The sequence below is a fragment of the Egbenema bharatensis FJBBOT/2019 genome, assembly GCF_048077055.1.
Classification (GTDB): Bacteria; Cyanobacteriota; Cyanobacteriia; order Elainellales; family Elainellaceae; genus Egbenema; species Egbenema bharatensis.
This window is the reverse complement of the sequence record NZ_CP182236.1, coordinates 1,894,221-1,907,773: the sequence shown is the minus strand read 5'-3', so window position 1 is coordinate 1,907,773 and position 13,553 is coordinate 1,894,221. Positions and strand designations below refer to the sequence as shown.

General features: G+C 50.6%; 11 protein-coding genes. 7 read left to right on the top strand and 4 right to left on the bottom strand.

The features are described from left to right. Positions 1 to 192 precede the first annotated feature (192 nt). Complete coding sequence (locus ACM1PF_RS08900) at positions 193 to 1,248, bottom strand: potassium channel family protein (RefSeq protein ID WP_416674096.1); 1,056 nt, start codon at positions 1,246 to 1,248, stop codon at positions 193 to 195. A 424-nt stretch (positions 1,249 to 1,672) separates the two neighbouring features. Here ACM1PF_RS08900 and ACM1PF_RS08895 point away from each other — a divergent pair, with 424 nt between their 5' ends. Further along, a complete protein-coding gene (locus tag ACM1PF_RS08895) occupies positions 1,673 to 2,533 on the top strand; it encodes an ABC transporter permease (RefSeq protein WP_416674095.1) in 861 nt (286 codons plus the stop codon). Positions 2,534 to 2,677: 144 nt separating this feature from the next. Here the strand turns inward: ACM1PF_RS08895 and ACM1PF_RS08890 are convergent, their stop codons facing one another. Beyond that, the gene (locus ACM1PF_RS08890) at positions 2,678 to 3,160 is read right to left on the bottom strand and encodes a type IV pilin protein (RefSeq protein ID WP_416674093.1); all 483 of its coding nucleotides are present in this window, start codon (positions 3,158 to 3,160) and stop codon (positions 2,678 to 2,680) included. Positions 3,161 to 3,352: 192 nt separating this feature from the next. On the opposite strand from ACM1PF_RS08890, the gene ACM1PF_RS08885 reads away from it, so the two are divergent. Continuing rightward, positions 3,353 to 4,135 (top strand): class II aldolase/adducin family protein, encoded by a 783-nt coding sequence (locus ACM1PF_RS08885; RefSeq protein ID WP_416674091.1) that lies wholly within the window; start codon positions 3,353 to 3,355, stop codon positions 4,133 to 4,135. Between the two features lie 121 nt (positions 4,136 to 4,256). Here the strand turns inward: ACM1PF_RS08885 and lepA are convergent, their stop codons facing one another. Continuing rightward, positions 4,257 to 6,059 (bottom strand): translation elongation factor 4, encoded by a 1,803-nt coding sequence (lepA, locus tag ACM1PF_RS08880; protein WP_416674090.1) that lies wholly within the window; start codon positions 6,057 to 6,059, stop codon positions 4,257 to 4,259. A gap of 675 nt (positions 6,060 to 6,734) precedes the next feature. Between lepA and ACM1PF_RS08875 the strand changes: the two genes are divergently transcribed. From ACM1PF_RS08875 to ACM1PF_RS08860, 4 genes are all read left to right on the top strand, one after another. Continuing rightward, positions 6,735 to 6,959 (top strand): hypothetical protein, encoded by a 225-nt coding sequence (locus ACM1PF_RS08875; RefSeq protein ID WP_416674088.1) that lies wholly within the window; start codon positions 6,735 to 6,737, stop codon positions 6,957 to 6,959. A gap of 268 nt (positions 6,960 to 7,227) precedes the next feature. Further along, complete coding sequence (locus ACM1PF_RS08870) at positions 7,228 to 9,036, top strand: ATP-binding protein (protein WP_416674086.1); 1,809 nt, start codon at positions 7,228 to 7,230, stop codon at positions 9,034 to 9,036. Between the two features lie 145 nt (positions 9,037 to 9,181). Continuing rightward, complete coding sequence (locus ACM1PF_RS08865; RefSeq protein ID WP_416674084.1) at positions 9,182 to 9,778, top strand: DUF4126 domain-containing protein; 597 nt, start codon at positions 9,182 to 9,184, stop codon at positions 9,776 to 9,778. Between the two features lie 491 nt (positions 9,779 to 10,269). Beyond that, positions 10,270 to 10,722 (top strand): Hsp20/alpha crystallin family protein, encoded by a 453-nt coding sequence (locus ACM1PF_RS08860; RefSeq protein ID WP_416674082.1) that lies wholly within the window; start codon positions 10,270 to 10,272, stop codon positions 10,720 to 10,722. A 389-nt stretch (positions 10,723 to 11,111) separates the two neighbouring features. On the opposite strand, the gene ACM1PF_RS08855 is transcribed toward ACM1PF_RS08860, so the two are convergent. Beyond that, entirely contained in the window at positions 11,112 to 11,426 is a 315-nt protein-coding gene (locus tag ACM1PF_RS08855) for a DUF3155 domain-containing protein (protein WP_416674081.1), read from the bottom strand. Positions 11,427 to 11,981: 555 nt separating this feature from the next. On the opposite strand from ACM1PF_RS08855, the gene ACM1PF_RS08850 reads away from it, so the two are divergent. After that, entirely contained in the window at positions 11,982 to 13,487 is a 1,506-nt protein-coding gene (locus ACM1PF_RS08850; protein ID WP_416674080.1) for a sensor histidine kinase, read from the top strand. Positions 13,488 to 13,553 lie beyond the last annotated feature (66 nt).

The window sequence follows — 13,553 nt, the reverse complement described above, 5'->3', positions numbered from 1 at the left end:
CGATTCCGTATCCTGAAGCTACAGACCCTCAAGTCAAGTGCGCCTTGCAATAAATTTCAGGCTCAAAGCTCAAACCTGCTGAAACAGATTACCCCCCCCCGTTATGTGCCTAATTCTAGTCAATTTCAACTGACTTGCGCTTTTAGCCCAAACTTTAGTTTAGGGCACTTCGATCGCCCGATTATCAACCTCCTACCCCTTCGCCCCCCGATACCGAAGCTGCCGTTTCACCCCATAGAGCTGCTTGAACTGAGGGATATCCCCATGATGTCCCAGCACAATCACAATATCTCCTGGATCGAGGCGAGTGGCGTGATTAGGGTGAGTGATAATCTCGCCATCTAGCTTGCGCAGAGCCACCACGATGAATGTGCCTTTGCCACGGACCTCCAGATCGGCGATCGTCCCGCCCACCAGAGAAGAATTGGCGGGAATATTGAGTTCATCGACCTGCACATCAATCTGCGCCAGGAGTTCGTTGAGGCGATTGCGATCGTCTCCCTGATCGAGAAATTGAATGGTGTTGGGATGGGTGATTAAGTTCGCCATGCGCATACCGCTAATGCTGGCCGGAGAAACGACATGATTCGCCCCCGCCAGAATCAGCTTTTTCTCAGTGGAGGGTAACTCGCCTCGGGCAACGATCGTCAGGTGAGGATTCATTCCCCGGGCGGTGAGGGTGATGAAGACGTTGGCTGCATCATCGGGGAGGACGGTTGCTAAACAGTTAGCGCGGGTGATTCCTGCCGTTTCCAAGACTTGCTCATCCGTAGCATTGCCCTGACAGACCCGGTAGCCCAACTCCTCGGCACTGGTTAAACGCTCGATATCCTGATCGATCACAACAAAGGGCTGTCGCGTTTCAGCCAGTTTGTGGGATAAAACTTGCCCAATCCGGCCGTAACCGCAGACGATCGTATGGTTCTGCAAATTTTCAATGTCCTTTGTTTTCCGTCGTTGTTCCAAAACCTGTTTAATTTCCCCTTCTGCAATCATTTGAATAAATCCTCCAACGGCATAGGCCGCCGAACCATACCCAGCAATAATTACAAATACTGTAAACATGCGGGCAGCAGGCGTTTCCACTGGGCAAACCTCGCCATACCCCACCCCAAACACGGTAATGATCACCATATACACTGCTGTAATGAAGGGACAGTCCAGCAGCGTATAGCCCGCCACTGCCATCATTAACGTGCCAAAAAAGAATACCGTTCCGACTAAAATTCGCCGAAGGGGCGATCGCATACGTCAACCTTTGCCCTTTCATCAAGGCTTTAACTGGCAAATCTTTTAATTCGATAATGAATCGTAATAGGTTCTGAACCGTTACCTGCACCCGATCGAACTTGATGTCATCTTAGTCTCTCTTACTTAAAAGCTTAATGGGTATGGCTAAATGCAGGTGTCACCTAGCCTACGGAGATTGCTGTTGACGATGGCAAACTGATGAGCTGTATATTGATCAACTATAAGATTGTTCAAATTTTTTGGGTGGGTCGCTTCCCTGGGCTAGGAGGTGATGAGCCTTACAATCCTTCAATCTAAAAAAGCAGTATTCTACCCAAGGCATCTTTGCCAAACTTGCTCTTTTCAGTCCTGCCAACCCAACTGTGCGACTTTATCCACTCCTGATATTCAAATTCCCCTATTCCCTTTTGGAGGTATCTTTGTGACACAGTTAAGGCTTTCACCCAGCCCTACTTCATCCGAGAAACAGGCAAAACGCTATCTGAAGCCCTCGGTGTTCTGGAGTTTGCGGCAAGGCTTCCCCCGCTGGCTCTCGGTCTTAATTGTTGCAGTGTCCCTGGCGATTCCTTTGGCAGCTTGGGCCATCATGAGCTACGGGGGCTGGGTGCCAGCCATTTTTCTGCCTACCCCCACTGCGGTGATTGATGCAGGAATTCGGATGTTTACTCAGGAGAACCTGATTAGAGATGTCCTGGCGAGCTGCGGTCGAGTAGCGGCTGGCTTCCTGCTGGCGGCAGCGGTGGGTGTACCAATGGGCATTGCAATGGGTACATTTCACAGCATGGAAAGTCTGTTTGCGCCGATCGTTGGTACAGTGCGCTATATGCCCGTTGTCGCCTTTGTGCCCTTGATTGTGATCTGGGTGGGACTGGGCGAAACCTCGAAGATGCTAATTATTTTTTTGGGCGTGGTACTGTATAACGCCATCATGGTGGCGGATGCCGTGAAGTTCATTCCCAATGACATGATCAACGTGGCTTACACAATGGGAGCCGATCGCCGGGATGTGTTGTTCAAAGTCATCCTGCCGGCCTCGTTTCCCAGTGTGCTGGATACGCTGCGAGTCAACATTTCAGGAGCCTGGAATTATCTGGTGATTGCTGAACTGGTGGCGGCCCAAAGTGGGTTGGGCTTTAAAATCATTCAGTCGCAGCGATTTCTGCAAACCGATAAGGTGCTGTTTTGTATTGCGCTGATTGGCATGATTGGCTTGCTGATTGATTATGGTCTGAAGTGGTTTTCCCGGTGGCTGACCCCTTGGGCGGATCAGTCCAGGCATTAGGGGAGATTGCGGGATCAGGAGATCGGGGATTCTTCTCGGAAATTCTTGTCAGGTGGGCATCTTGCCGCAATTCTTGTGGGGTGGGCATCTTGCCCGCCCAGTCATCAAAGCAACATGATGGACAGGTTGTTTAATTCACAAGCCTCAAGGACAAAGCTCTCCATCGACTTCAGGGACTTCACCTAAATCGCCCTCACAAAGAATAGATTGGCTGACCTCTCCTGCTTCTGGGGACGTGAGCCAAACTTTTCCAGCAAAGCCTCGGAGGTTCGGAGCATCAGGGTCCGCAATCGTCACGGCAACGGCAGGATTACTCTCCTCTGGGGTAGATTCGTAGGTGTAATTACGGGAGTCGGCCAGCTTCACCTCCAGGTCTGCAAGTGCGCCAAACTGAGAGTTTTCAGCAAAATATAGCTGTTGTGCCCGGTTGATGTTTCCTACTGCCAGCTTCGCTTCAGTTTCCTGAGCCCGCTTGGCTTGTTGGAGAAAGCTGGGAAGGGCGATCGCGGACAGAATGCCCAGCATCATAAGAACGACTATTAGTTCGAGCAGCGTGAAGCCAGAAAGGGATTGGGATTGAGGTTGAGGGTGAAGGCGGCGGACAAGGGAATGAAGGTTCGTTTGCATTGGAGGTTGAGGGCAATACTGAAGAAAGCGAGGATTCTCGCGGGGCTTACTTGCCTATTCCCAAGTCTCCGCAGATATACCGGATTGAGAATGTGAAACATCGATAAAGGGAAAGATCATAATAGTAAAAGCCGTAATAAGCTCTTTCAGCTCTTTTCTTTGCTAACGTCCCTGCGCTGTAGGATATGACCTATGAATCCATCGACTTTACCTTTGGTTCAGCCCAGTCTGCCCCAACCGCCTACCTTTGACCGCATCGATCAGGAACGGCTCCATCGCAAACAGCGGTTAGCGGCGGCTCTCCGGCTTTTTGCCCACTATGGGTTTGATGAAGGTGTAGCAGGACACATTACAGCCCGCGATCCAGAATTAACGGATCATTTTTGGGTGAATCCGTTCGGAGTTTATTTTGGGCACATCCGCGTCTCGGATTTACTCCTGGTGAATCACAAGGGAGAAGTGGTAGAGGGCGATCGTCCGGTTAATGCCGCAGCGTTTGCGATTCATTCTCAGATTCACTTAGCTCGTCCCGATATTGTGGCAGCAGCCCATGCCCATTCCCTCTATGGCAAAGCCTGGTCAACCCTCGGACGATTGCTAGATCCGATCACTCAGGATGCCTGCTCGTTTTATGAAGACCATGCGGTGTTTGATGACTATACCGGGGTGGTGCTTTCGACGGAGGAGGGTCAGCGGATTGGGGCAGCATTGGGCGATCGCAAGGCGGTCATCCTCAGAAATCATGGGTTGCTGACGGTGGGTCAGACCGTGGATGAGTCCGCCTGGTGGTTTATTGCCATGGATCGATCGTGTCAGGCCCAGCTTGCGGCGGAAGCAGTGGGAAAACCTGTGGCGATCGATCCCGAAACGGCACGATTGACTTTTACTCAGGTCGGATCGCCTTACATGGGCTGGTTCTGCTTCCAGTCGTTGTATGACAAGATGGTGCGGTTACAGCCGGATTTGCTGGAATAATCTGAAATTCTTGTGGGGTGGGCATCTTGCCCGCCCAGTCAAACAGGCAGAACGATTGACAGATTATTATCCACGATCCTCAAGGAAGACATCATCGGGGAAGACATCCCCCAAAAGGGCATCAAAGCTTCAACACTGCCATAAACGCTTCCTGCGGCACATCCACCGTCCCGATCGACTTCAGCCGCTTCTTACCCTTGGCCTGTTTGGCCAGCAGTTTCTTCTTCCGGGAAATGTCACCGCCATAGCACTTGGCCAACACGTCTTTCCGGAGGGCAGGAATATGCTCACTGGCCACCACCCGACTGCCGATCGAAGCCTGGACTGGAATTTTGAACTGATGGCGCGGGATCAGTTCCTTTAATTTTTCTACTAATGCTTTACCGACGTAATAGGCCTTATCCCGATGGACGATCGTAGCTAAAGGATCCACCCGTTCGCCATTGATCAATACATCCAACCGCACCAGCACATCTTCCCGGTAGCCAATCAGGTGGTACTCCATGCTGGCATAGCCGCGCGATCGAGACTTCATCTGATCGAAAAAGTCAGTGACCACTTCAGCTAAGGGAATCTCGTAGGAAAGGGTGGTTCGACCCAGAGTCAGGTACTTCATGTCCTTGAAGATGCCCCGCCGACTCTGGCTCAGTTCCATCAACGGCCCCACGAACTCCTCCGGTGTAATCATATCCACCTGAACGTAGGGTTCCTCAATTTTTTCACGGTGCTGTGGATCTGGCAGCAGACTGGGATTGTCCACCAGCAGCACTTCCCCATCAATTTTAGTGACGCGGTAGACCACCGAGGGAGCCGTTGTGATCAAGTCCAGGTTGTACTCCCGTTCCAGCCGCTCCTGAACAATTTCCATGTGCAGCAGTCCCAAAAAGCCGCACCGGAAACCAAACCCCATCGCGCTGGAGGTTTCTGGCTCGTACTGCAAGGCCGCATCATTCAGGCGGAGTTTTTCCAGGGCTTCCCGCAGATCTTCAAACTGATCGGCATCGGTGGGGAACAGCCCACAGAACACCATCGGTTTGGCTTCCGTGTATCCCGGTAAGGGTTTAGGAGCCGGTTTAGCTGCCAGGGTAATGGTGTCGCCCACCCGCGCATCTTCGACTGCCTTAATTGCCGCTGCAAAGTAGCCCACCTCTCCGGCATGGAGTTCATCCACTTTAATTTGCGTTGGAGAGAGAACCCCCAATTCATCAATCTCGTACTCTTTCCCCGATGCCATCAACCGCACTCGATCGCCCTTCCGCACCGTGCCATCCATCACCCGGAAATAGACGATCACACCCCGGTACGGATCGTAGTAGCTATCAAAAATTAAAGCTCGCAGCGGTTGATCCACCGTATCCTGGGGCGGCGGCACCAGGTAGACGATCGACTCTAAAATCTCATCAATCCCAATTCCTTCCTTTGCGGAAGCCAGCACTGCACCACTGCAATCCAGCCCCACAATCTCTTCAATTTCCGACTTCACCCGATCGGGTTCTGCGCCCGGAAGGTCAATTTTGTTCAGAACGGGAATGATTTCCAGGTTATTTTCGATCGCCAGGTACACATTTGCCAGGGTTTGGGCCTCCACTCCCTGAGATGCATCCACCACCAGCAACGCACCCTCACAGGCAGCCAGCGATCGAGACACCTCATAGGAAAAGTCCACATGACCTGGTGTATCAATCAAATTCAGGACATACTGCTGCCCATCCTTGGCGGTGTAGTTCATCCGAGCCGCCTGGAGCTTAATCGTAATACCCCGTTCCCGCTCCAAGTCCATTGAGTCCAGGAACTGCTCTTTCATCTCACGCGAACTCACCGTCCCCGTCACCTGCAACAGGCGATCGGCCAGGGTCGATTTACCGTGATCAATGTGAGCAATGATGGAAAAGTTGCGAATGCGAGAGACAGGTACGTCAGTCATATATTTTTGAGGAAATAGGCAGCCGTGAAGATGCTTAATGTATTGTAATCGTTTTGTCGATGGTAGTCAGGAGCCAGGGATTGAAGATCGAGGTTGGGGAACGGTTTAGATCACCCAAATCTCCCTTAATCAGCTACGGTGTACACACAAGTCATCTGCTCTAGCCACGACTGGGTTTGATCCTCCCTAACCCTCCTTAAAAAGGAGTGAACCGGATTAGAAGTCCCCCTTTTTAAGGGGGATTTAGGGGGATCTATCAGGGTTTGAGCCTCTCAGTCAAGATCTGTGTACACGGTAGCTGAATCAGGGGGCTTTGAGTTTTAATTCTCATTTTTTAAGGGGTTGGGGGGATCAACGGGTCTAAAGACACCCCAGACCACGATTCAAACATCCTGGGAGAGGTTCATCAATTTCAATTTCAATTATGGAGTAAGTTGCAGCGGACTTACAGACTCACTATTTTTATAGACTCACTACACTTTATAGAGGCGATCCCTGATCGTTGCCTCCCCAGATCAACACCCAGCAAGCGTTTTTCAGGCTCTTATCGTTTTGCAGACCGAGAAGCTGCCTGCGTCACGGAAATGACCACTCGCTCATCCGCCCACTCCCTACCCTACGACAAGGTCAATGATGTTTAATGGACTTAGCAATTTTGGAGAATATGAAAACCCTATGAGCGATCCTGGTGTTCAGCCGAAGCCCGGTAAAGTAGACCTTTCCATTCAGATCGATGCGGAGTTACTAGAGCAAATCCGCCATTTAACCAGTGATCCGAGTAAGGTGATCGAGGTGGCAGTCCGGCAATGGTTGGGCGGCGGGAGTCGTCGAGATGACGATGTGACTCGTACCTTACGGCCAAATCCTCCGGTTCCTCCGAAGGGAGAGTGGAATGATTAGTCCAGAGGCATGATGCAGCCGTTGCAGATAGCTTAAAGATTCTTATGATTGAGTCTTCCAGCACTCTACGATACTTTTTCTCAAGAACTGTCTGTCTATCGTAGAAAAACGGGAATTCTGGGTTTAATGACTTAACCTAGACATAGGCCGTAGTAAGCCTATGCTCTTAGAGCAAAAGTCCATACTCATTGCATCTGCTTTTACTGATCTGAAACCATCAGATTATGGAACGTCAATTTTTCCATTTGCAGTTTGCAGTTTTAAGCTGATGACTGTGCCTAGCGATCTCCCACTGTCCACAACTGAGCCAACTTCGGCATCCACCTCGCGGTTTGATAGCTTCTTATCATTTCCAGGGCGAGATTTGGCCTTCATCCAGGATGGGGTGGGGCATTATTTGTCTTTCTATTGGCGGGAAGCAGAAGCGTATGGATTGCGGTTAGAACAACTGATCGGCAAGCCCATGAACCAGGTGTTTGTTCCTGTTCTGTTTACACAATACCTGGAGCGGGTTCGTCAGGTGGTTGACTCTCTGATTCCAGTGCAGTTTGAATACGCCTTTGCCTTCGACGATCGCCACTTTGTATTTGACCTGACGGTTAGCCCCATTTTGATGCCCCACGGCACTGCAACGACGGCTGTTGTGACTGGGCAATTGCTCTATGCTGCTTCCAGAGAACAGGCCCTGGACGTGTCCAGGTTGGCAATGCATCCCAAAACCTACTTGTCTGGAGGGCACTCTACGGATCCTCAGAAGCGTCTGACGCAGGTTGTTTGGGATATTCGCCGCAGTTTGGATCTGGAAACTATCTGGCAGAAGACGGTGGATGGATTGGGTGAGTCGTTGGGATTGAGCCGCTGTTTTATTTGTCCTTACCAGCCGGATGATACTTTGCTCAAGGTTGTGGCAGAGTACCGCCAACCGCCATTGAAATCTCTCATTGGTACGAAATTGGGTCTGGAGGAAACGCCGTATCTGAAACAGGCATTGGAGACCTTAAGACCGATCGCTCTGGATGCGATCGAAACTGACCCAGATGAACCGCCCCTCTCAGTATTGGTGATTGTCACAACCTACAAAGATCAGCCGAATGGGTTGATTGTGCTGCACCAGTTAGATCGATCGCGCCTGTGGAATGACATCGAGATTGATCTGCTGATGGAAATTGCCGATCAGGTGGGTACTGGGGTGGCCTATTCCATGCTGTTGGAGGAAACCCGCACCCTGGCTTCAGAGCTACAGCAGGCAAATGAGAGTTTAGTGCAGCAGCACAAGGAATTAGAAGAGGCCCGTCTGCAAGCGGAGGATGCTTCCCGCCGTAAGAGCGAGTTTTTGGCCAACACCTCCCACGAACTCCGTACGCCCTTGAATGGGATGATTGGCTTTTTGAAGCTGATTCTGGATGGTATGGCGGATGACCCGGAAGAGCAAAAGCAGTTCATCGAAGAGGCGCATCACTCTGCCATTCATCTGCTCAACATCATCAACGACATCCTGGATATCGCCAAAATTGAGGCGGGTAAGATGCAGCTCGAACTCAACCCGATTCGGCTGGATGATTTGGTGAGTGCCGTGGAAAACTTCACCCGTCCCCAGGCGCAGCAGAAGAATCTGGCCTTTGAAATTCGAGTTCCTGCCACCCGTGATGAGGTAGTGATCAATGGCAACTATCAGCGGCTGTTGCAGGTGATGCTGAATTTAGTTAGCAATGCAATTAAGTTCACCCATGAGGGCGAAGTCGTGATTACGGCTGAAATTTTGCCTAAAACAGCGATCGATCAGGATGAAGAAAAGCCAGGGATGGTTAAAATTAGCGTCGCTGATACGGGTATTGGTGTCTCTCTGGAGAAGCAGGATAAGCTGTTCCAGTCCTTTAGCCAAATTGATGGTTCGCGGACACGACAGTATGGTGGCACAGGATTAGGGCTGACTATTTCCCAAAAGCTAGTAGAGGCGATGGGAGGTGTTGTAAATTTCTTTAGTATGGGAGAAGGGCTGGGTTCAACGGTGACCTTTACTGTGCCGCTCTATCAAGATCCGGTGATGATTACTGCGCCAGAATCAGAGATTGGCTAAGCTTGGAACGGAATCGAGCGTTGCTAAATGGTATTTAAACCCTATCCACAAACCCCGTCAGGGGGTTTTGGCTTCCAAAAATTCTAGCGAGTTTTTGGATAGGCACTGAAGCGCAACTTAATTTGTTACGGCGAGTCATTAGACAATGATTGAGGTGTTGGCCGCTCTTTCCTTATCTGCAGCGGCAGGGTTGCGGATTGCCCTGCCCTTGTTGTTGATTGGCTTGCTGTATAGCGATGACCTCTGGGCTAATGTGCCGATCCTTTCCCAATTTCATCCCCAGGTGGTGCTGGGAGTTCTGGTGAGCTGGTCGTTAGTGGAATTGTTTCTCACCAAAGAACGTCTGGGCCAAAGATTTTTGCAAATCATTCAACTGATTGGAAGTCCTATTGTAGGGGCGATCGTTGGGATCACAGTCGCCCGTACTGCCCAAATGGAAGTCTGGATGAGCTGGATTTTGGGTATTGTCGGTGGTTTACTCGCTCTGGTGCTGCAACTGGTGCAGGTGGGCTGGTTTTATCGGTTACGAGGATTACCGCTCTGGGTAGTCTTTGTCCAGGATTTTCTTTGTGTATCGCTGGTACTCCTGGCGTTTGATGCGCCTCAACAGGGGGGGGTGATTGCCCTCCTCCTCCTCTGGTTAACGATTCGCAGTTCAGCAGAATGGCGACGCTGGTATCAAGCTCAGGCGGCAAAAGGCGATCGAGCCAATCCTCGAAGACATAAGCGGGAGCCAGATTAGGTGGGCGATTCCCCCGTAGGGGCTGCACTGCTGTGCGCCCTCATATCTGTGTGCCCTCACAACCGGACACCCTCACAACCGGACACCTTCACAACCGGACACCTTCACAACCACCGGACACCCTGACAGCAGATTTCCTCAAAGATGGAAATGCCATTTTATTGCAGATCCCTTAAGAACTTATTAAAAGGGGAACTAAATTGAGTTTATCCCTTTACTCTTATAAGCAGATACCTCCTAACTGCGTCTCCAGCCTCATTCACTCAACCGTTTGGTTAGCTGATGGGGCTGACTTTTTGCGTATTTGCTTCTGTATTTAAGGCAGGTGTGGGAATTGCGACGATTGGCTTTCTGAACAACCGAACCCGGTCAATTTAACCGATCGCTACAGTGGAATTAAGGAAAACAAAGGACGAAAGGCTTTGAATTCCGGAGAGACAGAGAAACGACAAATTGTTCAGCTATTGATTATTAATTGGGAGAAATGATCTATGGCGATCGTACATTGGGCACCCTTCCGTGAGATCGAAAACTTGCAACAGGAAATGAACCAACTGTTTGATGCGTTGTCTCCAACGGTCAGTAAGCGTTCTAATGGCACAGCGGAGCGGCTATCTTTCGTTCCAGCAGCTGAACTGCATGAAACGCCTGAGGCAATCTACTTGAGTGTTGAATTGCCGGGAATGGAGGCTAAGGATCTGGATGTTCAAGTGATGGCGGAAGCTGTTTCAGTCAGCGGGACTCGTCAAGCGTCTGAACGGACTGAGCAGGATGGAGTGGTTCGTTCAGAGTTCCGATACGGAACATTTCAGCGAGTGATTCCCCTGCCTGCACGGGTGCAAAATGACAGGGTGGAAGCTGCATATAAGGATGGAATTCTTCGCTTAACCTTGCCGAGGGTGGCAGCAGAGAAGAACAAGGTTGTTAAGGTTGCCCTGGGCTAAATTTAACTGTTGGAATTGGCTGCTTTGTAGCGCAGGCATCTTGTCCGCCCGGGCTGGAAGCCTGCACTATGACTGCCACCATCATTTCAGGAGAACTGCATATCCTCATTGAAAAGCGGGATCATTGACCTGATCCCGCTTTATGTTGTCAGCTAGCCTGCTGGCTGAAACCAGACTAGACCTGACCTTATTGCATCGCCATTGGGTGATAAAGGAAACTGAAGAATCGAGAGAAGAACTGCTTTGTCGAATCAATGGTTGTGGCGATCGATCTCTGCAAAACCAATTCTGCAAAACTAACTCTGTAGAACAAACTGCTTTGCAGGACGCTTTCCCCGTGACTAGACCTCAGATTCTCTTGACTCCTTCCAGCATCAGTACTATGGATACTAACGCTTTGCTCCAACAGCCAGAGCTTCAACATCCTCTTCCATGACGCGCAAACTGGGGAAAAGGAAGTGATTTTCTTCAACGTACTGTGCTCCGAACAGACCTTTCTCTGCCCAGAAGTACCGATCTGTAGTATGCTCGTTTCGCTTGACTAACAACAAGGCGGGTGGCAGAATTCCCTCAGCTTGAATAAACTTGCGAGCAGCGGTGACAGGCTTATCCTCGCCACTCTCAATGCTATACTGAGGAACCATCTCCAGAATCCTGCGTCCTTCTAAGCGACGACGGCTCTTGCGTTTGCGTCTTCGTGCCAACCTTATTACCTCCTCTCTTCTCTCGACGACGAATCTCGACTAAACCTAAGTAACGTTAGCTAATGTAGCTGTGGTTACAAAATACTAAGACCCTGCAAAGTATATCGGCTTGAAATTGGAATTTCAACTTCCTTTAAACAATTGAAACAAAATCTTAAGGTGATCGACGATAACTTTAAGTTTTTGTCTCATCTACCGTTCTCAAACCTGCACAATCCCCTTGTGAGTGGAAGGCCGTGTATCATGAGTAGGTTCAATCTATAGAATAGCAGAGGCATTGGGTTAGGTTAAGCAGTAAATCCCACATTGTGCTTTGGGTGTTAAGGAATGTTACGAAAGGGTTCGCAAAGCTTTAGGAATTTAAGGAAAGTTTGAGCGATCGCAGGGAGTGGCAGGATCGATTCAGTAGAAGTATTTCATTGGGAATAGTGCGCTCGCCTGATCTACCACGTTTGATCCGCTGTCAGTCCATCGATTTTTCTGATTCTTGTACAGTTGGTTTGAGTGAGCGATTTCCTAGCATTCGGTTGTGCAGACAGGTTCAGATTCATGTTGATGCCCGCCAGTTCTGAATTCATTGCCCTCTGTCAAGCACAGGTGGCACTCCTGACCGATGGGCTGGGGGCAGTTCTTAGCATTGTTTATTTGACTGAAGAGCTGACCGAGGTTTCCGACACCAAGCTAGTGCCGATCGCGGCTTATCCAGACTCCGTTTCCCACTGGAATGACGATCGGGTTTTTGCTTTGCTGGCTCAGGGGCGACGCGGAAATGGTTCTACTCAACGGCTCCTGGCTTCTGATAACTCCGAAAGTGAGCACTCACTCCTTGCATCCATGCCGAATCCTGCCAGTGATGCGGAGGGGGCTTCCCCTTTAGAGGCAGCAGAAACAGCTCTATTGCGTCAGCAGCAACTGGTTTTGCCCCTAATGTATCAAGAGGTGGTCATGGGTCTGCTTGTGACGGCTAGAGCCGATCGTGCCTGGACTGACTTTGAACGGGAACAAATTGAAAAAATCGCTGAAACGATGGCTATTTCCTGTATTCTTGACCAGCGATCGCAGTGGGTCGCTCAGGATTTACATCAGCAGCGACTCCTGCGGGAGCAACGGCATGAACTGCTGGATGACTTGTTGCATCAGTTTCGCAATCCTTTAACCGCCCTGCGAACCTTTGGTAAGTTGTTGGTCAAACGGCTGAATCCCAGTGACACCAATCGCACCGTGGCAGAAGGGATTGTACGAGAGAGCGATCGGCTTCAGGAATTGCTTCAACAGTTTAATGCCACCATTGACCTGGATGATGCTGCGTTTCGGCGGTTGCTGACGGGAGATGAGATTCAGGATGGAGAATTGGCGGATGCAGACCTCACGGGGCAGGAATTCGATCTGCAGGATTCGCTCCACGCGGCTGCCTCTCCTCAGCGGCCGCAATCCCCGCATCTCCTACCGGGTTCAACCCTGTTGATGGGTGCCTCGCTGCAACGATCGCCGCAGACTATTTCTGAGATTCTGCTGCCCCTGGTCGATTCTGCCGTGATGATTGCCCAAGATCGCCAACTGACCCTGCGGTGTGAAATTCCGGAGTATCTACCCCCAATACAAATAGACCCTCGGGCCCTGCGAGAAGTGTTGAACAATTTGATTGATAATGCCCTTAAATATACTCCAGCCGGAGGGCAAGTTTACATCGGCGTTCAGTCCGTTCCATCTACAGAAGATGCCTCCAGAGAAGCGGTTCAGGAGCCAAATTTGGACGCTGATCTGGGGCGCAATCAGCAGGCGATCGTTATCGCAGATACCGGCCCAGGCATTCCCCAGGAAGATTTACTGCATTTGTTTGAACGGCATTATCGGGGCGTGCAAGCAGACACCGACATTCCCGGTACGGGACTGGGATTAACGATCGCCCGTGAATTGGTTCGGCAAATGCAGGGAGAGATTCAAGTATTTAGTCCGGCGCATACCTGTCAGCTTGTGCCGACTGAGCTGGCTCCCGCCTCATCCAATGCCCCAACGTCTCCAGGAACGGCGATCGTTGTTTGGCTGCCTGAGGGAGATTAAGGAGCGTGGATTCTATCACCTGTGCAACGTTTTATTTTGCTGACTAGGCGGGCAAGATACCTACCC